At 56.4% G+C, this 21,103-nt stretch carries 21 protein-coding genes and 1 tRNA gene; 9 read left to right on the top strand and 13 right to left on the bottom strand.

Translation table 11 applies throughout. From position 1 onward, the window contains the following. Nucleotides 1-229 precede the first annotated feature (229 nt). On the bottom strand, nt 230-844 hold the full coding sequence (gene msrQ, locus AC2FID_RS20800; protein WP_496837820.1) for a protein-methionine-sulfoxide reductase heme-binding subunit MsrQ: 615 nt from the start codon (nt 842-844) through the stop codon (nt 230-232). 4 nt (nt 845-848) lie between these two features. Continuing rightward, a complete protein-coding gene (gene msrP / locus AC2FID_RS20795) occupies nt 849-1,751 on the bottom strand; it encodes a protein-methionine-sulfoxide reductase catalytic subunit MsrP (protein ID WP_058278566.1) in 903 nt (300 codons plus the stop codon). 336 nt (nt 1,752-2,087) lie between these two features. On the opposite strand from msrP, the gene AC2FID_RS20790 reads away from it, so the two are divergent. After that, on the top strand, nt 2,088-2,903 hold the full coding sequence (locus AC2FID_RS20790; protein WP_496838521.1) for a cyclase family protein: 816 nt from the start codon (nt 2,088-2,090) through the stop codon (nt 2,901-2,903). Between the two features lie 142 nt (nt 2,904-3,045). On the opposite strand, the gene pcp is transcribed toward AC2FID_RS20790, so the two are convergent. The 3 genes from pcp to AC2FID_RS20775 all read right to left on the bottom strand — a co-directional run bounded on the left by pcp (nt 3,046) and on the right by AC2FID_RS20775 (nt 6,915). Further along, nucleotides 3,046-3,714 carry a pyroglutamyl-peptidase I gene (gene pcp / locus AC2FID_RS20785; protein WP_108861825.1) on the bottom strand — a complete coding sequence of 223 codons (669 nt, stop codon included), beginning with the start codon at nt 3,712-3,714 and terminating at the stop codon, nt 3,046-3,048. Nucleotides 3,715-3,848: 134 nt separating this feature from the next. Beyond that, nucleotides 3,849-6,467, bottom strand: a complete 2,619-nt coding sequence (clpB, locus tag AC2FID_RS20780) for an ATP-dependent chaperone ClpB (RefSeq protein WP_496838519.1) — start codon at nt 6,465-6,467, stop codon at nt 3,849-3,851. Between the two features lie 127 nt (nt 6,468-6,594). Further along, nucleotides 6,595-6,915 (bottom strand): hypothetical protein, encoded by a 321-nt coding sequence (locus tag AC2FID_RS20775; RefSeq protein WP_496724192.1) that lies wholly within the window; start codon nt 6,913-6,915, stop codon nt 6,595-6,597. 149 nt (nt 6,916-7,064) lie between these two features. On the opposite strand from AC2FID_RS20775, the gene pyrF reads away from it, so the two are divergent. Beyond that, nucleotides 7,065-7,784 (top strand): orotidine-5'-phosphate decarboxylase, encoded by a 720-nt coding sequence (gene pyrF, locus AC2FID_RS20770; protein WP_496838517.1) that lies wholly within the window; start codon nt 7,065-7,067, stop codon nt 7,782-7,784. 307 nt (nt 7,785-8,091) lie between these two features. On the opposite strand, the gene AC2FID_RS20765 is transcribed toward pyrF, so the two are convergent. Continuing rightward, complete coding sequence (locus tag AC2FID_RS20765; RefSeq protein WP_282171013.1) at nt 8,092-8,499, bottom strand: NUDIX domain-containing protein; 408 nt, start codon at nt 8,497-8,499, stop codon at nt 8,092-8,094. A gap of 88 nt (nt 8,500-8,587) precedes the next feature. Between AC2FID_RS20765 and AC2FID_RS20760 the strand changes: the two genes are divergently transcribed. Then, nucleotides 8,588-9,841, top strand: coding sequence for a DNA polymerase IV (locus AC2FID_RS20760; protein WP_496705722.1), 1,254 nt, complete (start codon nt 8,588-8,590; stop codon nt 9,839-9,841). A 2-nt stretch (nt 9,842-9,843) separates the two neighbouring features. Here AC2FID_RS20760 and AC2FID_RS20755 read toward each other — a convergent pair whose 3' ends face one another. After that, on the bottom strand, nt 9,844-10,704 hold the full coding sequence (locus AC2FID_RS20755; RefSeq protein ID WP_496699870.1) for an N-formylglutamate amidohydrolase: 861 nt from the start codon (nt 10,702-10,704) through the stop codon (nt 9,844-9,846). 149 nt (nt 10,705-10,853) lie between these two features. Between AC2FID_RS20755 and AC2FID_RS20750 the strand changes: the two genes are divergently transcribed. Together AC2FID_RS20750 and ykgO are read left to right on the top strand one after the other, a co-directional pair. Further along, a tRNA-Val gene (locus tag AC2FID_RS20750) sits at nt 10,854-10,928 on the top strand. A gap of 93 nt (nt 10,929-11,021) precedes the next feature. After that, nucleotides 11,022-11,147 (top strand): type B 50S ribosomal protein L36, encoded by a 126-nt coding sequence (gene ykgO, locus AC2FID_RS20745; protein WP_005648635.1) that lies wholly within the window; start codon nt 11,022-11,024, stop codon nt 11,145-11,147. 107 nt (nt 11,148-11,254) lie between these two features. Here the strand turns inward: ykgO and AC2FID_RS20740 are convergent, their stop codons facing one another. Together AC2FID_RS20740 and AC2FID_RS20735 are read right to left on the bottom strand one after the other, a co-directional pair. Further along, the gene (locus tag AC2FID_RS20740) at nt 11,255-11,908 is read right to left on the bottom strand and encodes a DUF1826 domain-containing protein (protein WP_282171016.1); all 654 of its coding nucleotides are present in this window, start codon (nt 11,906-11,908) and stop codon (nt 11,255-11,257) included. Further along, complete coding sequence (locus AC2FID_RS20735; RefSeq protein WP_496838513.1) at nt 11,905-13,116, bottom strand: GTP-binding protein; 1,212 nt, start codon at nt 13,114-13,116, stop codon at nt 11,905-11,907. The genes AC2FID_RS20740 and AC2FID_RS20735 overlap by 4 nt, the downstream gene beginning before the upstream one ends. A gap of 267 nt (nt 13,117-13,383) precedes the next feature. On the opposite strand from AC2FID_RS20735, the gene AC2FID_RS20730 reads away from it, so the two are divergent. Next, nucleotides 13,384-14,400 carry a Fe(3+) ABC transporter substrate-binding protein gene (locus tag AC2FID_RS20730; protein WP_496838512.1) on the top strand — a complete coding sequence of 339 codons (1,017 nt, stop codon included), beginning with the start codon at nt 13,384-13,386 and terminating at the stop codon, nt 14,398-14,400. Nucleotides 14,401-14,467: 67 nt separating this feature from the next. Here the strand turns inward: AC2FID_RS20730 and AC2FID_RS20725 are convergent, their stop codons facing one another. Next, nucleotides 14,468-15,397: an autotransporter domain-containing protein gene (locus tag AC2FID_RS20725; RefSeq protein WP_222424386.1), complete on the bottom strand. Its 930-nt coding sequence runs from the start codon at nt 15,395-15,397 to the stop codon at nt 14,468-14,470. A 241-nt stretch (nt 15,398-15,638) separates the two neighbouring features. Here AC2FID_RS20725 and AC2FID_RS20720 point away from each other — a divergent pair, with 241 nt between their 5' ends. The 3 genes from AC2FID_RS20720 (at nt 15,639) to AC2FID_RS20710 (ending at nt 18,113) form a co-directional block, all read left to right on the top strand. Next, nucleotides 15,639-15,854: a hypothetical protein gene (locus AC2FID_RS20720; RefSeq protein ID WP_108861834.1), complete on the top strand. Its 216-nt coding sequence runs from the start codon at nt 15,639-15,641 to the stop codon at nt 15,852-15,854. Between the two features lie 287 nt (nt 15,855-16,141). After that, nucleotides 16,142-17,674 carry a phospholipase D family protein gene (locus AC2FID_RS20715; protein ID WP_496838509.1) on the top strand — a complete coding sequence of 511 codons (1,533 nt, stop codon included), beginning with the start codon at nt 16,142-16,144 and terminating at the stop codon, nt 17,672-17,674. 73 nt (nt 17,675-17,747) lie between these two features. Further along, nucleotides 17,748-18,113, top strand: coding sequence for a cupin domain-containing protein (locus AC2FID_RS20710; RefSeq protein ID WP_282152752.1), 366 nt, complete (start codon nt 17,748-17,750; stop codon nt 18,111-18,113). 127 nt (nt 18,114-18,240) lie between these two features. On the opposite strand, the gene AC2FID_RS20705 is transcribed toward AC2FID_RS20710, so the two are convergent. The 3 genes from AC2FID_RS20705 to AC2FID_RS20695 form a co-directional block, all read right to left on the bottom strand. Continuing rightward, nucleotides 18,241-19,512 carry a TRAP transporter large permease gene (locus tag AC2FID_RS20705; RefSeq protein ID WP_496838508.1) on the bottom strand — a complete coding sequence of 424 codons (1,272 nt, stop codon included), beginning with the start codon at nt 19,510-19,512 and terminating at the stop codon, nt 18,241-18,243. 3 nt (nt 19,513-19,515) lie between these two features. After that, on the bottom strand, nt 19,516-20,034 hold the full coding sequence (locus AC2FID_RS20700) for a TRAP transporter small permease (protein ID WP_496838506.1): 519 nt from the start codon (nt 20,032-20,034) through the stop codon (nt 19,516-19,518). A gap of 73 nt (nt 20,035-20,107) precedes the next feature. Beyond that, nucleotides 20,108-21,097 (bottom strand): TRAP transporter substrate-binding protein, encoded by a 990-nt coding sequence (locus tag AC2FID_RS20695; protein WP_496723454.1) that lies wholly within the window; start codon nt 21,095-21,097, stop codon nt 20,108-20,110. Nucleotides 21,098-21,103 lie beyond the last annotated feature (6 nt).

Below are 21,103 nucleotides of genomic sequence, written 5' to 3'. Positions count from 1 at the left end.
CGACCCGTCAGCGCCGCCTCAGCAGCGCCGGTGAAGGGGGTTCTAAGTATAACCGCATAAGTCCGCAAGCAGAAAATTAGACAAACTTACAAAAAACCGAATTTTCTTAATTTATTGCATAAAAACAATATATTACCAAGCGACGACCATTCCAAACAAAGCGATCGACAGAGTGGCTGGCAGCGAATCTGGAGTATTAGACAGAGTTACCCACAGACTCAGTACCGAGTCAGGCGGAATCGGCCGCGCGGAACCGAGTCAGCAGGCCGGAAACCGGAATACGCAGCATGATCAGGCTAACGATCAGAGACAGGTAGACCAGCGGTTCGATCTGAAATCCCTTGGCAAGCATGACATAGTGCAGCCCGCCCAGAATCGCGGCGGGAAAGACAAGCCGCTGCAGGATGCGCCAACGGGCCCCCAATTTGCGCAGGGACAGGTTGTTTGATGTTACCGCCAGCGGGATCATCAGGATAAACGCTGCCATGCCGACGGTAATATAGGGACGCTTCAAGATATCCGCCCAGATCTGGCTGGGAAGCTGCACGTCCAACACCAGCCACACCAAAAGATGCAGGCTGACATAGGCAAAAGTCAGCACGCCCAGCGCCCGGCGGAACTTGAGCAGGTTCAGCCCAAAAAACCGCCGCAGCGGCGATATTGCCAACACGACGATCAACAGCTGAAGTGCGAGTTCGCCGTACCGGTGCTCCAACGCCTCAATCGGATCCACGCCCAGACCGCCGGTCAGCCCCTGGTAAAACAGCCAGGGCGCCGGAAGCGCCCCCAGGAAGTAGACCAGCCACACCGGAATGCGGCGCAATATCTGATTCAGCGTCTGCATGGTCTTAGTAGAATTCCTTCAGATCCATACCGTCGTAAAGTCCGCTGACCTCTTCTTCGTAACCGTTGAACATCAGCGTCGGGATACGCTTGGCAAAGAGACCGCCGCCAATCTGACGTTCCGACGCCTGCGACCAGCGCGGATGATCCACGTTGGGGTTCACGTTACTATAGAAGCCATACTCGCGCGGGGCAGACATGTTCCAACTGGTGGGCGGCTCGACATCCGAAACGGTGATGCGAACAATAGACTTGATAGACTTGAAACCGTACTTCCACGGCACCACCAGACGCAGCGGCGCGCCATTTTGGTTCGGGATAGGTTTGTCGTAGATACCAGTCGCCATAATAGTCAGCGGGTGCATCGCCTCATCCAGGCGCAAGCCTTCCCGGTATGGCCATTCGAGGATCGGGAACTGAACGCCCGGCATCTCATCGGGTCGGTATGCCGTTTCAAAGGCCACATACTTGGCACCTTCTTGTACGCCAGCCATATTCAGAAGGTCCGCCAGTTCAAAGCCATTCCACGGGACGACCATCGACCAGGCCTCGACACAGCGGAATCTGTAGATACGCTCTTCGACCGTCATTTCGGACATGATGTCCTTGAAGTCATATTCACCCGGTTTGTCGACCAGACCGTCGATCGTGACGCTCCAGGGTTCGGTCACCAGGGTATGCGCATATCTTGCGGGATCTTCCTTGCGGGTCCCGAATTCGTAGTAGTTATTGTACGAGGTGATCTCTTCCCAGGTGTTAGATTCAAGTGCTTCCTGCGCCGCTGCCGGTCTGGCCAGCCCCGCCAATCCTACACCCGCCAGGCCGGCCATCACCTGCCGCCGATTCAAAAACGCCGCCTGTGGCGTGACGTCGGCATGTGTCAGTGTATTGGTCCAGCGATGCGCCATTTAAGTCTCCTTGGTAAGCTAGCCTGAGATTCCAGATAATCCGCTGATACCACACCACCAAGGCAACATGCGTCACGATTGGGAGACGAGACTGTAACGATTCACGCCAAGTCCATACCAAACCACCTCAGACATCCCCGAGGGCGAATTGCGCCAAAACCGTTAGCACCTGTCACGCCAAGTTGAACTCGCAACGCCCAATTCAGGCGGAATACCCGGACCTTCAATCTTTACAACTGCTTCACGCAACTTGCAGTCTTGTTGCCAGGATTGGCCAACAGGCCCTTAGATCCGCTGTCCACCCGATTGTCGGGCAAGACTAAAGGGAGAAGACGAATGTGTGACATCTGCGTGATGAACGCGGTCAAAGACCGTATGCTTTCTAGAAGAGGGTTCTTCAAAGCCGCCGCCGCCTCGGGTGTGGCCGTTGCCGCCACTGGAGCCAGTGCACCAATTGCCCTGGCCGCTGGTGTGGGCAAGGTTGAGGACATGACCCACACGCTCAGCGCCGATTTCCCAACTTTTTTTGGTGAGCCGGGATATGCCTCCGAACAGGTTTTCAATTTCGGCGAACACGGCTTTAACCTGCAGCGCCTGACGGTCAATGAACACACGGGCACCCATATCGACGCGCCACTGCACTTTTCGGCGGACGGTGCCTCGGTGGATGAAATCCCGGTCTCTGATCTTGTCGCGCCGCTATGCGTCGTCGACATCGCGGCCCGGGCCGCCGAGGATGCTGATACGCTGCTATCCCCGGATGATCTGAAGGCGTGGATGTCTGCCAACGGCGATATTCCTGATGGCGCTTGCGTGGCCTTGTATTCCGGTTGGGCCGCCAAAGCCGACAGCGACGCGTATCGCGGTTTCGACGGTCAGGCACAACATTACCCCGGCTTCCACCCCGAAGCCGCAATGATGTTGATCGAAGAGACCGGTGCGCGCTCCATTGCATCAGACACGCTGTCTCTTGACCACGGCATCTCAACCGACTTCGCCACCCATTATGCATGGCTGCCCACGGGACGTTTCGGGATTGAGAATATCGCCGGTCTGGATCGTGTGCCGGCCGCTGGCGCGACGTTGGTGATTGGCGCGCCTAAGCATGCTGGTGGCACCGGGGGACCCGCGCGGGTATTTGCACTAATCTAATGGAATGATCAGATCACAAGCGGTCCGCCAATTTGGCGGGCCACATCCAATTCCTTAATTTGGGCTATATTCGGCCAATATCTTGCATCCCAAACAAATGGGTTCATATCGCTAACCGATTTCGGCACAGACTTGTCGAAACTCAAATCTGCAATCTGGATTGGATAACCTCCTTAGTGTCATGCTGATTGGCTAGTGCTGCTGCAATAGCTGCACGCACCCCGCATTTGGCCGTCTCGACCGACATACTGGGCACACCCAGATTTCGATCCAGTGCGGCAACCTCTGGTAAAGTCGGCAAGTGTATCCAGCCCGCCCGAACGTCCAGATTGTTTTCCTTAATGTGGTGGAGAATTCCGTACATAAGGTGATTGCAGCAAAAGGTACCAGCGGCATCCGAAATATCGGATGGCACACCTGCCGCACGCATCGCTTGTACCATTGCACGAATGGGCAGGCTGGACAGATAGGCCGTGGGTCCTTCGGGTGCCGTCAGAACGTCTTGCAGAATCACGCCGTCGTTATCCGCTACGCCATACCTGGCGTCATCATTGAGATTTTGCGCGATCCGTTCGACAGTGATCATCGACCGCCCGCCGTACTCGCCCATCATGACAACAACATCCGGCGAAAGCTCGGCTATGGCGTGGCTCACAAACTCAATGCATTTGAAATAGGTATTCGGCACAATTCTGGAAGTGAGTGCTGCGTTGCTGATGACCTCACCGTCCAGAGCTTTTGCCACCTGCTCCGCCGGATTTATCGGCGTCGTTCCAAAGGCCTCGAAACCGGTCAACAACACAGTTTGCATAGCTAAATCTCCTTTGATCTCTGCAGCCTACAGTACTAGCCGCAGCGCTTTTGGAACAATTGGAAATGTCACCGGAAAAGGTCATCAAAAAAAGACCCACCGATTTGGCGGGTCTTTCTTACTAACTTAGCGGATCAATGCACCACGGCATCATCTGGACGCGGACGCTCGGACGTGCCCAGCCGATCGCCAATGATCAGGCCATCGGGTCCGGCGGTTACAGGGACGGTTTCTCCGTCCTTGATCTCACCAGCAAGCAACGCCTCAGCCAGCGGATTTTGCAAGGCGCGCTGGATCACCCGCTTGAGCGGACGGGCACCGAAGACCGGGTCATAACCCTCGTCGGCAAGCCATTCCTTGGCGGTGCCATCCAAGACCAGCTCGATCTTGCGGGCGGCCAAGCGTTTCTGCAAACGCGCCATCTGAATATCGACAATGCCATCCATGTCTTCCCGCTTAAGCCGGTCAAAGATGATCGTCTCGTCCAGACGGTTCAGGAACTCGGGCCGGAAATGGGTCCGGACCGCGTCCATCACGTCGCGTTTGGCTTGCGCACTGTCCGCGCCTTCGGGCAACTGGCTCAGCGCCTGAGAACCGAGGTTCGACGTCAGGATGATCAGCGTCTGCTTGAAGTCCACGGTGCGGCCCTGACCATCGGTCAGCACGCCATCATCCAGAACCTGCAACAGCACGTTGAATACGTCCGGGTGGGCCTTTTCGACCTCATCGAACAGCACGACCTGATAGGGCCGGCGCCGCACGGCTTCGGTCAGCACCCCGCCTTCGTCATAGCCAACATAGCCCGGAGGGGCACCGATCAAACGAGCGACCGCGTGTTTCTCCATGAACTCGGACATATCGATACGCACCATCGCGTTGTCGTCGTCGAACAGGAAGTTCGCTACGGCTTTGGTCAACTCGGTCTTACCTACACCCGTGGGCCCGAGGAACAGGAACGAGCCCAGCGGGCGGCCTTCGTCGTTCAGGCCCGCACGAGCACGACGTACAGCATTGGCCACAGCAGTGACCGCCGCATCCTGACCGATCACGCGGGAATGCAGATCGTCTTCCATCCGCAGCAGCTTCTCGCGCTCGCCTTCCAGCATCTTCGAGGTTGGGATACCAGTCCAGCGTTCAACCACCGAAGCGATCTGTTCCGGACGCACCGTTTCCTCGGCCATCATCTGGCTGCTTTCGGCATTTTCGGCCTCGGTCAGCTTTTTCTCAAGCTCTGGGATGACGCCGTAAGACAGCTCACCTGCCTTGGCGAGGTTGCCTTCACGCTTGGCGATCTCCAGATCAGCGCGTGCCTTGTCGAGCTGCTCTTTCAGATCGCGCGCGCCAGCAAGCTTGTCGCGTTCAGCCTGCCACTGGGCGGTCATCTCGGCAGATTTCTCCTGCAGATCGGCCAGATCCTTTTGCAAGGTTTCCAGACGGTCCTTTGAGGCCGCATCATCTTCGAGCTTCAGCGCCTGTTCCTCGATCTGCATCTGCAGAATCTGGCGATCCAGTTGATCGAGTTCCTCGGGCTTACTGTCCACTTCCATCCGCAAGCGAGCCGACGCTTCATCGACTAGGTCGATTGCCTTGTCGGGCAGAAAGCGATCAGTGATGTAGCGATGCGACAGGGTCGCTGCAGATACCAACGCCGAGTCCGAGATGCGCACACCGTGGTGTAGCTCGTACTTTTCCTTGATGCCGCGCAGGATGCTGATCGTGTCCTCGACAGTCGGCTCCTGTACCACAACCGGCTGGAACCGGCGCGCAAGGGCCGCGTCTTTTTCCACGTATTTGCGATACTCATCCAGCGTGGTCGCGCCGATGCAATGCAGCTCACCTCGCGCAAGCGCGGGCTTGATCAAGTTCGCAGCGTCCATCGCGCCATCGGACTTCCCGGCACCGACCAGCGTGTGCATCTCGTCGATGAACAGGATGATTTCACCGGCCGCCTCGGTGACCTCGGTTAGAACGGCCTTGAGGCGTTCTTCGAACTCACCGCGATATTTCGCACCGGCGATCAGCGCACCCATATCGAGCGCAAGCAGCTTTTTATCTTTCAACGACTCCGGCACGTCACCGTTGATGATGCGAAGGGCCATGCCCTCGGCAATCGCGGTTTTACCCACGCCGGGCTCCCCGATCAGAACCGGGTTGTTCTTGGTGCGACGCGACAGAACCTGCATCGAGCGGCGGATTTCTTCATCGCGCCCGATGATCGGATCGATCTTGCCCTCAGCTGCGGCTTCGGTCAGGTCACGCGCGTATTTCTTGAGCGCGTCATAGCCTTCTTCCGCCGATGCGGTGTCAGCGGTGCGACCCTTGCGGATGTCGTTGATCGCTTCGTTCAGTTTCTGAGCGGATACGGCACCAGCGTCCAAAGCATCCTTGGCTTTGGATTTCACCATGCATAGCGCCATCAACACGCGCTCGACGGGCACAAAGCTGTCGCCTGCTTTGGTCGCGATTTTCTCGGCTTCTGCAAAAACCTTGGCGGTCTGGCCATCCATGTAAATCTGGCTCGCATCACCGCTGACCTTCGGAATCTTAGACAGCGCGGCGTCCAGCGCTTCGATCACGCGGGTCGGCGCGCCGCCGGCGCGCGTGATCAGGTTGCTGGCCAGCCCCTGATCGTCATCCATCAATGCTTTCAAAAGATGTTCGGGCATCAGTCGCTGGTGCCCCTCGCGCAGCGCAATCGTCTGCGCAGCCTGCACGAATCCCCGTGCCCGCTCGGTGAACTTGTTCAAGTCCATAGTATTCTCCTTTTCCTAAGCGCCCTGAATGTGATGCGCCCGCTTGGCGGCACGCGTCGGTCTGGGCCTCACATTCAATCTGGGAAATATCTTTGTTCATTCAAGAGGCTGGCGCGCAATTTCAGACTTATCGTCGAGGTATGGAGTAGACGGTGTAGCCTCCGGTCTGCGCAACCTCGCGCGCGGCGTACATGTCCACCAGCGATTGCGCGGCGTCGCTGCCCGTCGGGCAGGAAACAAGGTCTGCTGCATCATCCAGAAAATTGACCGTGAACGACGTCTCACCCGTCAATTGGCAGTCATCGTCGGTCGAACGGTACCCCCCCACCAACCGCAAATTGTCATTGGTCGGAGATTTGATGACAGTATCTGCCGCCTCATTTTCTAGTGGCATATCCTGACATCCCACCAAGATCAGAATAATCCCAACACCAAAAACCTGTTTCATAGTTCCCCCATCGAAAATTCTTGTGGATGGTCGGCACCATATCACAGTTGGCCCAAAGCTGCGTGATCTCGATCACGTGCGCGCCCTGCATGGACACAGCCGCCCGAAACCGCTAGGACGCAGGCGTTTGCCAAAAAGGAGCCTGCCCCATGCCCGATGATCGCCTGATCGTAGCCCTAGATGTTCCCAACGCTCTGCAGGGGCTGGCCATGGCCGAACAGCTGGGCGACAGCGTTTCCTTCTACAAGATCGGGTTGGGCATGCTGACCGGTGGCGGGCTGGCATTGGCCAATGAACTGAAACAGGAACACGGCAAGCGCATCTTTCTGGACATGAAGCTGTTCGATATCGGCAACACCGTCGAAAACGCCGTTCGCGGGCTGGCGCAATTCGATCTGGATTTCCTGACGGTGCATGGTGATCCGCATGTGGTTCGGGCCGCGAAAGAAGGGGCCGCTGGCAAAGACCTCAAGATTTTGGCCGTTACCATCCTGACCTCGCTGAACCGCGACGACCTGGATGCCAGCCTTCTGAAAGAGGGCGAAGTGCAGGATCTGGTGGTCGAACGCGCAACACGCGCGCTTGAGGCTGGTGCCGACGGCGTCATCGCCAGCCCGCAAGAAGCCGCGCTAATCCGTGCCCTGCCCCAGGCCGAAGGTCGCCTGATCGTGACCCCTGGCGTCCGCCCCGCAGGTGCCGCGCTTGGCGATCAGAAACGCGTTGCAACACCCGCAAATGCCGTCGCAGATGGCGTGGACCACATCGTCGTGGGCCGACCTGTCTATCAGGCTGACGACCCTAAAGCTGCTGCCGAGGCAATCCTTGCCGAATTGGCTTCACCGCAGGCAAAAGCACCGAACAGGGCTTAATTCTCGACGCCTTGCAGGTTAAAATTTTTAGGGTTTGATGCCGAGTGGCCGCGTCCGCGCAGGCAAATACTGTCAATTTCTGCGACTCAAGCAGTTGACCTTACGTCACTTTTTGCCATTTCCGCGCCAAATCGTCCCTGTGCCCCAAAACACACATGAGATATGCGAGTTTTGGCTGTGTGACCTAGATCCTATCTAAATCCGGGAATTTGCGCGATTCTGGGGACGTGATACTCCCCGCGGACCATCTCTTCCTGAGGTCCGTCACCTCCCCCCGCCAATCGCGGGGGGTCTTCTTCTGAAAACCTCACATGTCAAAAGACGGCTTACCTTGGACCAAGTAGTCACGTAGGCGGATCGCGAAATTCGGCACCGCCAATGCATTCTCAAGGTAAACGTCCGGCGACATCAAACACCATCCCTGCCCCTCATCGCCAAACCTAATCAGGCTGACGTCGCTGGGTGGCCGGTGTGCTGCGAAGAACCAGTTTTGCCCATACATGCGCGACCAGACGAAATCAGCCTTGGCGAGGTGCAGACCGACTTCTTCCAGTGTTTCGCGCCTGACGCATTGCAACGGGGTTTCGGCCCCTTCGCGCCCACCGCCGGGAAAGTCGAAATAGCCCGGGAATGGAATGTCCTTCTTGTCGTCCCGTTGAATCACCAACAGGTCCGATCCAAGAAACAGTGCGACCTTCGCCCCCGTGAATTGCATGAGCGCTTTCTCTTTGCTGCCCGACCAGATAAATTTTAGCCAGTAACGCCTGATATGACAAAGCGCATAAAACTGAGATGTAAATGTAATGCCCGCTTTATGCCGCGACTGCTTTTCGATTCTGGAACAGGAAGCGCGCTGCCCTTCCTGCGGCAGCCCGCGGATCAAGACGCACCCCGAGCTGTTCGACCTGTCCATCGCGCATATGGATTGCGACGCGTTCTATGCTTCGGTTGAAAAGCGGGACAATCCCGATCTGGCCGACAAACCGGTGATCATCGGCGGCGGCAAACGCGGTGTCGTGTCAACCGCTTGTTATGTGGCGCGTATTCGGGGCGTCCGCTCTGCGATGCCAATGTTCAAAGCCTTGCAACTGTGCCCGGACGCCGTTGTCATCAAGCCTCGCATGTCGGTCTACGCCGAGGTTTCACGCCAGATCAGAGCCATGATGGACGAATTGACTCCCGTGATCGAACCGCTGTCACTGGACGAAGCTTTCATGGATCTGTCCGGTACGCAGCGACTGCATGGCGCGCCACCTGCGGCCATGCTGGCAAGGTTGGTTAAGCGGATGAAGGACGAACTGGGTGTAACAGGCTCGATCGGTCTGTCGCACAACAAGTTTCTAGCCAAAGTCGCCTCAGATCTGGACAAGCCGCGTGGGTTTTCAGTTATTGGAGAAGCTGAGACCGCCGAGTTTCTGTATGACAAACCGGTGCGCCTGATCTGGGGTATCGGCCCGGCGGCACAGGAATCGCTGGATCGTGCCGGCATCCGCGCCTTCTCGGATTTATTACGCTGGGATCAGGAGGCACTGACAGCCCGCTTCGGATCTATGGGGTATCGGCTATGGCATCTGGCGCGCGGTCAGGACAAACGGCGCGTGTCTTCGCACGAGCCAATGAAGTCGATCAGCAACGAAACCACGTTTTTCGAGGATACAGCCAGCCTGGACATCCTTGATGGGCATCTGTGGCGCATGTCCGAAAAAGTTGCGGATCGCGCCAAAGCCAAAGGGCTGGCCGGACGGGTCGTAACCCTGAAACTTAAACAAGCAAACCACAAGGTCATCACCCGACGTGTCTCGTTGCGGGACGCCACGCAGATCGCAGACCGCATCTACCGCACCGCACGTGGGCTATTCGATCAGGTCGGCGACAAAGGGCCATATCGTCTGTTGGGTTGCGGAATATCCGATCTGTGCCCCGAAGATCAGGCGGACATCTCGGGGGACCTTTTGGATCCCGACGCATCAAGGCGGTCTCAGGCGGAACGCGCAACGGATGAAATCCGGCGCAGATTCGGAACGGATGCGATTGTCAAAGGCCGGGCTTTGCGCTGAGGTTACTCGGCGGCCAGACGCAACGGATCGCGGCCAATACCCGAGATTTCCCGTATGACCTGCCGCAACATGTCCTGAAACGCTGCGAAATTGCCGTTCGGCGCGATTTTGACCTCATCCATATACAGAGATCGGTCGATCTCAATCTGGATAGCGTGCTGATTGCGCCCTGGCCGCCCGTAGGTCTGCGTAACGTATGCGCCGGCGAAGGGCGCGTTGCGCGCCACGATCAGACCCGCCGAGGCAAACGCGGATTCGATCCGGTCCACAATCTCGGTCGAAGCCGAAGCGCCAAATCTGTCACCCAACACGATCTGCGGGCGCTGGGACGTGGTCGTACTGGCCATCGAAACCGCTTCATGCGGCATCGAATGGCAATCAATCAAAATGGCCTGACCAAAAGCCGCGTGCGATTCGGCCAGCAGCGACTTGAGACGCGCATGATAAGGACGCCAGCAGGTGTCGATGCGCAGACGCGCCTCATCCATCGTCAGCTTCCCGCGATAGATTGCGCGCCCATTGGCGACGACCCTGGGAATCACGCCCAGCCCCGAAGCGACACGCGGGTTATGGCCGTGGCGGCGCGCGCCCTGGATCAAAGCCGGGTCCAGCTCCTCAGCACTGCGGTTAAGATCCAGATAGGCCCTTGATTTTGTTGCGGATATTAGAGGCGCACCATGGTCAGTCGCTGCGGAAAACAACTGATCCACGAATGCATCTTCCGAAGATCGAATCACATTCTGGCTCAGAACCGTCCGGTTCAGCATCGCTTCAGGGTAGTTCCGGCCACTGTGAGGAGAAGAAAAAACAACGCAAGACGTGCGCTTGACGGGCATATCCAATACATAAGCAGCGTTCTTCATGGTGACTCCTTGTTCGCATTGAACATAGACCGGAAAATAGTTCTACCAAACCCCTTGAACCCCTTTGCGACTCCTTTTATAGACCCCGCTACCGGCGCGGGGTTCCGCGCCCCATTTCGTTATGGGGCAGGGCACCGCAAAGGTTAAGTGGGCGGTTAGCTCAGCGGTAGAGCACTTCGTTGACATCGAAGGGGTCACAAGTTCGATCCTTGTACCGCCCACCATCTATTCACTGTTTCGGGTCTGACCCGGGACACCCGCAAACCCAGGCGCTGGCCACGTCCTTGATGAAGGCGCCGCAGATTGGAGACAGACCCATGAAGGTCAAGAACTCGCTCCGCTCGCTCAAGAACCGGCACCGTGATTGCCGTGTTGTGCGTCGCAAAGGCCGCGTCTACGTGATCAACAAGACGCAGCGCAAGTTCAAAGCTCGCCAGGGCTAAGAACTGCACATACCGTTAAAGAAAAACCGCGCTTCTCAGCGCGGTTTTTTTTGTTCGAACGATTGATGCGCAAAAAAGACCGGAACGGTCAAAGGCAAACCCGTAAATCAGTGGGCGAACAGATGGTCGGGTTCATTATCCGGGTCCGCCACAGGATCAAGAACAAGCACCAGCCGTGTTTCACCTGTTCCCTCGATTGGTGGCGAACGATGCAAAAGCCCGGACTTCGGACTTTCCGGCCAAAGCGTTCCGCGCAACAGTATCGGCGCGCCCGTTGGTACGGTGAAAACACGTTTCGGCTCGTTGCCATCGATTGAGATACCGTATTGCGTTCCAGTCCCTCGATAGGTGCAGACCAAACGCGACGTGACTGCTTCGATGTGAAACCTGCGGCAGGCATTTGTGTTTACCACATCCAAACGCAGGCGAAGCCATTTTGATTCCATAAGACCAGCAAACAAGGTTGCCATCGCGGCAACATCATCCACCAATAAGTCACGTTCCGGACCTTCGGGCGTACCATGCGCCTCGCCCAGCTCAACCATCGCGCTGCGCACTGTCTCGGGGCGCAGGATCACGCGCGCTTTGGGCAGGCGTGCGGGATCCAACTTGTTGATCCAGCTCTGAAAGCCTGGCAAGGGGTCGCGCCGCCAAATAGCTGCGGCGCAACCGGGGTTGTGAATGACCGACAAGTCCTCGGGCGTTTCTGCTATGCCGACACCTATTGCGGCATCTTTGACGACTTCACGCACCAAATTCATGCCGCAGCCTCTGATCGACGCCAAACTGGGAATGGGTCGGGCAGATTGGGAAGATCTTCTAGGCGTCCCGCGGCTGCGGCAGGAACTAATGCAGAATCAAGCCGGGCTTTGAGCAGGGGCCAATCTATTCCGCTGCCGATGAAGACGATCTCTTGTCGCCGGTCGCCCCAGGGCTCTTGCCAATGCGCTTGCATATAGGTCCGCGCGCTTTCGTGATCTGGTCTGCGTTCTTCGGGTACTGTCGCCCACCAGGTGCCCAGTGGCTGTACCGAGGACAGCGCACCGGCCAATGAGAATTCGGCAACCCAATCGGGGCGCGTCGCGATCCAGAAATGCCCCTTTGCACGGATGACGCCCGGCAGATCGCCATTCAGGATCGTCAGAATTTTCTCTGGCACAAAGGGTTGTCGCGCGCGGTATACATAGCTGGTAACGCCATACTCTTCAGTTTCGGGCACATGATCCGCGAAACCATGCAGTTCTTTGGCCCACATCGGATGTTCATGCGCCTTTTCGAAATCGAACAGGCCGGTATCCAGGATTTCATCGGCTGCCACGTCCGAGTGGTTCGTTTCGATAATCCTTGCGTCAGCGTTCAAGCTTCGAATGATTTTCCGCGCGGCGTCTACTCTTTCTGCTCCGGCATCCGCGATCTTGTTGAGAATAACCACGTCAGCAAATTCGATCTGATCGGTCAGCAGATGGACCAGCGTGCGTACATCCTCTTCTCCGAGCGTTTCTCCGCGATCGGCCAGAAAATCGTGGCTAGAGAAGTCTTCCAACAGGTTAACCGCATCGACCACCGTGACCATTGTGTCCAAGCGCGAGACATCCGACAGGCTTGCGCCGGCCTCATCCCGGAAATCAAACGTCGCGGCGACAGGCAATGGCTCAGAAATCCCGGTGGACTCGATTAGCAGATAGTCAAAGCGACCTTCGCCGGCCAATCGCCGAACTTCGTCCAGCAGATCGTCGCGAAGGGTACAGCAGATGCAGCCATTTGACATCTCAACCAGCGTCTCATCCGTGCGGGATAGTTCAGTGTCGGCGCGCACCAAGTCAGCGTCGATGTTCACTTCGGACATATCGTTGACGATCACGGCAACGCGACGGCCGTCCCGGTTGTTCAGAACGCGGTTCAACAATGTCGTTTTGCCTGCGCCAAGAAATCCGGACAGAACAGTTACGGGAAGGCGGGTGTCGGTCATTGGGTGTCTACCTATTTGAAGGACTCAGGTGAAAAGGCGCATCATTTGGGCGAAAAACCTCTGATACCGCGTACAAATTATCGTTATGTTATTACATTTTGTCAATAGATATGATGCCACATCAGGGCAACCTGAAAATACGCGGAACAAAACAGCGACCAGTTGACCAACTAATTTTGTCGGATTTCCTTGCATCCCCTTGGGAATCGTTTAATTGACAATTTCAGTCGGATTACTACGCCGCACATTTCAATGTTGGGAGTTATGATGCTCAAATCCTCTACCTGCTTCGCCGCCGCATTGTCGGCCATGATCGCCACTTCTGCCGCTGCTGAGGGTGAGTTGAACCTCTATTCCTCGCGCCACTATGACACCGACGAAAACCTGTACAGTGATTTCGAAAAGGCCACCGGCATCACCATCAACCGCATCGAAGGCAAAGCCGATGAGCTGATCGCGCGGATGGAAGCCGAAGGCGCGAACTCGCCCGCGGACATTTTGCTGACCGTCGACACCTCGCGCCTTTCACGGGCCAAGAATGCAGGCATTTTGCAACCGATCTTAAGCGCCGTTCTGGAAGAGCGCATCCCGAACAACCTTCAGGATAGCGACAATGAATGGTTCGGCTTCTCGCAGCGTGGCCGCATTATTTTCTTCGACAAGGAAAACGTCGCCAACCCGCCGGCGACATATGCCGATCTTGCCAAGCCCGAATACAAGGGTCAGGTCTGCATCCGGTCGTCCAGCAATACGTATAACCAGACCCTGTTGGCTTCGATCGTCACCCATGAAGGCCCAGAGGCCGCCAAGGCATGGGCCGAAGGCATCGTGGCCAACATGGCCCGTGAACCACAGGGCGGTGACACCGATCAGCTGCGGGGTATCGTATCCGGCGAATGCGACATCGCGGTTTCAAACACCTATTACTTTGCCCGTGCAATCCGCAAAGATGTCAAAGGTGTTTCGGCCGATATCGACGCAATCGGTTGGGTCTTCCCGAACCAGGACAGCTATGGCGCGCATATGAACCTGTCCGGTGCAGGTGTTGCCGCAAATGCACCGAACAAAGAGAATGCCGTTCTCTTCCTCGAATATTTGGCAAGCGACAGCGCCCAGCAATATTTTTCCGCCGGGAATGACGAATTCCCCGCGGTTGAAGGCGTCGCACTGGCGGACTCGGTGAAATCGCTGGGTGAGTTCAAAGCGGATGAGGTCGTCCTGTCCGACGTCGCCGAAAACCTGCCGACAGCACAAAAGATCTTTAACGAAGCCGGCTGGAAATAATCCAGGCAAGAACCAGAGCAGTATGAAGGGCGCAGGTTTTCTGCGCCCTTTTCCTTTGGTGGCTGGTTCAGAACCGCACCCCAAACCCAACTGAAAACCCGGAAAATGAATCGGCGATAACGCCGTTCAGCATGACGCGCGCGCCCTCGACGGCGGGCAGCCCAATCTTTGTGGTATCGACCTCAATTCCGACACCGACCGTCGCCAGCCAATCCGTATCCAACACCATCGCGCTGTCGCCGTGGTAAAGCACAACGCCCCCATCCAAAACCAACTTGGACGGACGGCCCAGCAGCTTGACCTTATCAAGTGGATAACGGTAGCGCGAAAACAACGTCGTCTGGTTCGAATTTGCGCGGGCATCCCCCGCTTGCGGTTCGTTTATCGGATAGAACTCTAAAAACGTCTGACGTAACCTGTACTCGGCCTCCCAACGGCCGAATTGTGCCTCGCGAAAGACGCTCAGGGACGCCCCGACACCAAAGGCGTTAAGGTTACCGTCCACTGCGCCTGCCCCGTTCGAACGGGACGGAAACAGCGGAAAATTGGAAAACACCGCATCCGTGGTGACATGGCCAAGCGACAGATGCGCAACTGGCCGGATGTACCAGTTATTGGTAAGCGGAAGCTCCCACCCGACGCCAAGGGTCGCGGCGATGCTTGACCATGTAACATCCAGCTCGGTATCAGACCCAATCTCGGGAAAAATCACCAGCGGGTTATAGTTCTGATAGGCAAACTGTCCTTCCAGATAAAGGCCATTGCCCAACGGTTTGAATCCGCCGCGCAGCTGCGTGGACCGCAGATTTCTCGCGTCACCAGATGCGCTCAGAAAGGACAGGGACGATAGTGTTTCGTTCGGTGTGGCCGCGACGCTCAGCACCGCAAGCGCGGCGCGGGCGGCGGCTTCAGAGGCGTCTGGATCAAGGTTTTGCGCGGTGGCAGGCTGGGCGAAACTCCAGATCAAAAACGATGTGTACGCAACAAGTCTTTTCAATCGCGGGTTCGCCTGTCGGTTTTTGTCGACTGCCAAGCACATCGTTATCGACGCGCAATGCGTTTGACGGATCGTAACCCAGTCTTTGTTTACGAAAAACTAAAACAACGAATTCGCGGCCATGAATTCTGAGGACTTGTATTTTGGAAACACTCGGTCGCGATGACGTTTTCAGCGACCATCCCGAATGTGATTTGGTATTTTACCCCGAAACGGGTTCAATCGTGTCAGGAGATTTGTCATGAAAAACCCGGAAAGTTTCGAGAAGTTCTACTTTGCCAAAGTTGGCATGGGTGAAGCCTGCGGCTGTGCCGAGAGGGTGATTGATGTGTTCGAATTCAATCGGCAAGGCGGCGCACAGTCCACGCGCGCAGTGAAATCAGAAAAACGCAAACGTCGTTCATTCCGATCCTGGGCCATGAAATACGGGTTGCTGAGCCGCAAACCCCGAACCTGATGCTTGTCGCCCATCTGTGGGACGGTGCCATGTCTCAGTTAGGTGCTTTATGATCAGAATAGGGGGCCTATCGGACCTGCAAGAACCCGCGACACTCCTCCAGCTTTGGTATCCGAGACTCCGTCCTCAATTGAAAACGACGCGGTCAGCGAACACCGCTGCCCGGACCTTCTAGGGTCTCGCCCAAACAACACAGGCTTGGGAAACGGCCCGGCGAATCCGGAAACAAACTTGCAATCACCCCTACAAGCGTAGTCACCTGAGATGGAACGGGGGGGAGAATGTCGATGAAGCCATGGGCTATCGTGGTTTGTATGTGCAGTACGCTGGCTCTTGCTGCATGCGCCCCCAAAACGCGCAGCTATGAAAAATCTGTTTCGTCGTCCTTTGCGACCCCCGCAAACAGCGCCCTGGTGCGCGCGGCCAACCGGCTTGGCGATCCCAAGGATGGGCGGTCCGGGGTAAAACTGATCAGTGATGGGGAACAAGCGCTGGTTTCAAGGCTTTTGCTGGCCGCTGCGGCCGAGCATACCATCGACGCGCAGTACTACCTTTTGCACAATGACCCCACGGGCCACCTGTTTGCGGCCAGCCTTTTGCAGGCGGCAGACAGGGGCGTTCGTGTCCGGCTGCTTTTGGATGACATGGACACGTCCAGCTACGACGCTATGACCGCAGCGCTGGACTATCACGAGAATATCGAGATCCGGCTGTTCAATCCCTTTTGGCGGGATCAAAGCCTGCTGATTGCGGGTCTGACAGACTTCAAACGCATCAATCGCCGGATGCACAATAAATCCATGACCGCAGACAACATCTTCACGATCGTCGGGGGGCGCAACATTGGGGCCGAATATTTCCTGGCCCGGGAAGAAATGAACTATGCCGATCTGGACGTGCTGGCGGCAGGCCCAGTCGTGACTGAAGTTTCCCAGAGCTTTGACTCTTATTGGAACAGTGAATTTGCCGTTCCCGCACGCGTGGTTGTTGGACAACCGGATTCGTTTGACCTGAACGATGCGCGCGCAAGGCTGAATGAGCTGGTGGAGGAAGCAAAACAGACCCAGTACGGCGCTGCGCTCAGGAAATCCGCGCAAGAGAATTTTGCCGACGGCGCGCTGCGGCTGAATTGGGTCCCCGCGCGTTTGTATGCGGACCCGCCTTCAAAAGCTGCGGGCGTTGAAACGTCCGACCCCATTCTTGCATCGCAATTGCTGCCGTATTTTGAAATTGCCCGCAGCGAGGTAAATATCATCTCGGCCTATTTCGTGCCGCGCAACAATGGCGTCCGATGGATGACCGAGTTGGAAAATCGCGGTGTGGACGTCAAGGTCGTGACCAATTCCTTAGGGTCGAACGACGTCGTGCCGGTCTATGCGCATTACGCCAAGAAACGCAGGGCGTTGCTGCGCGGTGGGGTTGAGCTTTATGAATTGCGGCCAGACGCCTATCAGGTTCAGCGTCGCGGTATCAACTGGGCACAATCCCGATCCGGCCTGCATTCCAAGGCTTTTGCCATCGACGACCGTTACCTCTTTGTTGGCTCATTCAATTGGGACCCGCGGTCTGTGAACATCAATACCGAAATGGGCATTCTGATCGACTCTCCCGCGATGGCCGTTCAAACGATGGGTGCATTGGACGCGGCCCTGCCCGCCTACACCTACCAGGTGACGTTGGAACGCGCAGGCCAGCTTAAATGGAGAACACGAGGAGCGGACGGGGAAATACTGGAATACGATTCCGAGCCCACGGGGTCGGTCTGGGATCACATCGTCTCTGGTTTTCTGAGTATTTTACCGATCGGGTCACAGCTTTAAGCCCGCAAGTAACGACTAACGCGACCGATCATTCTTAGGTTTACCGCTGCGAAAAGCTGAAAGGACGTTCACCGTGAAGTATTGCAAGCTTTACGCCGATGCTGCTGGCGAAAGCCATTGGGATGACATTGACGTCAACCTCGAGGAACGGAGTTTCGCCCCGCCCGCGCAGGCCATCGAGGTATCCGAGCCAGAGCGCGTCAAACAGACAATGTTCCTGCGGCTTCGATCCGGTTGGAACGAGCCTATCCATCCGACCCCGGTGGCGCAAAGGCTGATATGCCTTGCAGGCACAATCCGCGTCACTGCAAGCGATGGAAACTATCGTGAAATCGGCCCCGGCGACGTGTGGCACATGGAAGACAAGGTGGGAAAGGGTCACCACACCAGGGTCACAAGCGATCAGGATTTTGAAGCCGTCATAATTCAGCTCGAGTAACTTCGGCGATCCGAGGCCGTATACGAAACCCCAGGCGGAATATTCACCGTCGGACGGCACCGTTTCGACCTGGCGGTTTCCGGGTATGGCTGCTTGGATGAACCCATAGAGTGCGCCGCTTTTGCCGTCAGAACATCTTGTAAGGAATCCAAAGCGCTAAATCCTGCCAAAACCACAACAACACGGCCGTTGCCAGCATTATGAATGCAAATGGGATGGCCCCTTGAATAACCTCTTCAAGGCGCGCCTTTCCGACAGCCTGAAGGACAAACAGGTTCAATCCGACCGGCGGAGTGATTAGCGCTGTCTCGATCAGGACGACGGAAAAGATGCCGAACCAGATCGGATCAATTCCCATGACTTCAAGCGCAGGGAAGAGCACCGGAACCATAATCAGCATCATGGAAAGTGCTTCGAGGAAAAAGCCGATAATCAGCAACACGAGCCCGACCGCGAAGATAAATATCGTCGGGTTTGAGATGTTTTCAGTGAGAAAGCTGCTGATCGATTGCGGAATCAGATACAAAGTAATGGCGTAAGAAAAAACTTTGGCACCCGCGACGATGATGAAGATCATCACGGTGGTTATCAGTGAATCATGCACGGCTTCTCGCAGTTTTGCGAAGGTCATTCTTCCCATCGCGAATGTTATGACCATCGCGATCACGAACCCTATGCCCGCGCTTTCTGATGGCGTGGCTATTCCTGCATAGATTGATCCAATGATTGCTATAGCCAAGATGACAGTCGGAAGCGCACTTAATGTCACCAGCAGCCGTTGTTTCATTGGCATGCGCTCGACTTTTAAGCTCTTTTTGCCGCGCGCATAAAGCATGGCGTAGATGATAAAGAGCGTGGCAAGGAACAAGCCAGGTCCAATTCCGGCAAGGAAAAGCGTTGGAATCGAAGTCTCGGTAATGACGCCATAGATGATCAGCGGTATCGATGGGGGGATCAGAATGCCCAGGGTTCCTCCGGCGGCGAGTTGTCCCAAGATGAATGGACGGTCATAGCCGCGCTTTTCCATCTCGGGGATGGCGACGGTGCCAATTGTGGCCGCCGTCGCCACCGAGGATCCCGAAATCGCCGAAAAAAGCGTGCAGCTTTTGATCGTAGCTACGCCCAATCCCCCGGGCCAATGCCCGACCCAAGCCTGCACGCTGGCAAAGAGATCCCGTCCGACGCCGCCTTTCAACAGCACGTTTGACATAAGCAGGAACAAAGGCACGGCCAAAAGCTCAAAACTGTCCATCGTCCCGAACAGGCGCTGCGGCACGGCAATCAAAGGGAGCCCTTTCAGCCATAACAGCACAACCCCGAGGGCGCCCATGGCAAAGGCGACGGGCACGCGCAAAAGCAGTAAACCCAGCAGGGCCCCGATGATCAGAATGGTTTCCAAGGGTCAGTGACCCCCAAGTTCATGGTTTTGCAGGTTCGCCTGACCCGTCCACACCCGGTAGATTTCCACCAAAGCCTGAAGTGACAGCAAACCAAACCCAACCCAGATCGCCGATTGAGTATAGGCCTTGGGTACGGCAAGGTAGCTGTCCGTCGTGTGCCCGGCGAGCGTGGATTTCAGCCAGATGTCCCAGCCATACCGTGCGGCGACGCATCCGAAGAACACGATAACAAGCAACGAAAACGTCTCGACAATCCGGCGCCTAAGCGTGTTCGCATCCCGGAACGCCAAATCAATGACGATGTGCTGGCGGTGCTTTAGAACATAGGCTGTCGCGCCAAAAGTAGCCCACACCTGAAAGATCCTTGCGACCTCATCCACCCAGACCGTCGGGCTGGTGAGCGCGTAGCGCATGAAGACCTCGTAAGCCACGAATATGCCTATGGCGAAGAACATCCATCCGGCGACGATACCGAAGAGTTCAGACAGCCAATCGACGGTTCTGGTCAGGGCATGCAGCATTCGGGGCGCCTCGCCAAGAGAAGAAGCAACCGAACCAGAGGTGTCCGCTTGCTTTGACAATATGAAGAAGGGATTACATTCCGGACACGGCTGAAATCACTTCTGCGGCTGTATCGCCTGCGTCATCGACGAAACGCTGAGAAACGCTCGAGGTCGCCTCAATCCATTGCTGACGCTCTTCATCGGTCAGGTCGACCACGGTCATTAGGCCGCGCATTTCGTCGATCGTTGTATCTTCTTCTGCGTAGATCGCGTCACGCAATTGCTGTTCGACCTCAGCGGCGGCGTCCAGAATGATCTGCTGATGCTCAGGCGAAAGGCTTTCGAAAAAGTCGTTGTTCATGACGGCGACAAATTCGATGGCACTGTCATATGACAATGTCATGTGATCCATCACTTCGTGCAGTTTTCGCGACTTCACGGCAGACGCACCTGTCATTCCCACATCGACAGCACCCTGCTGATAAGCCAGAAACTGTTTGGACCCCGACATCAACGTGGGTGCGCCACCAAGCGCCTCGACGGTCCAACCAATCACCTTGCCGTAAGTCCGGACTTTTTGGTCCTTGAGGTCGGCGGGCGTTCGGATGGCAGACCCGTTCGACAAATAGACATTACGCCCAAACGCCTGCCACCACAGAACCTTGGCCCCGGTTTCCTCAAGCACAGCGGCATCCAGTATGTTGCGCATTGGTGATCCAGTGGCAACGGCAGCCCGCAGATGGTCTTCATCACGGAAAAAGAAGGGCAGGTTCACAACGTCTACCGCTGGGACCGCCCCAGTAAATCGGCCAAGAAACGCCGAACCGGCTTCGACAGCGCCTGTACCCACTGCTTCTGGAACCTCCTTATCTTTGTAAAGCTGCGCCGACGGGAACAACTGAACCGTTAGCTCACCGCCGGACTTCTCTTCAACGATATCCTTGAACGCGATCCAGTTCTGTCCAAGCGAATGGGTCTCAGGCAACTGTAACGTGACTCGGATGATTGTTTCGGCCTGCACCATGATCGGAGCCGACACGATGAGCGTTGCAGCCAACGCCGCCTTAAACATGTTACGCATGATTCC

It is taken from the genome of Ruegeria sp. CDSC068, assembly GCF_059610545.1.
The sequence above is the reverse complement of the archived record's forward strand: the minus strand, read 5'-3'. Positions and strand labels throughout refer to the sequence as shown.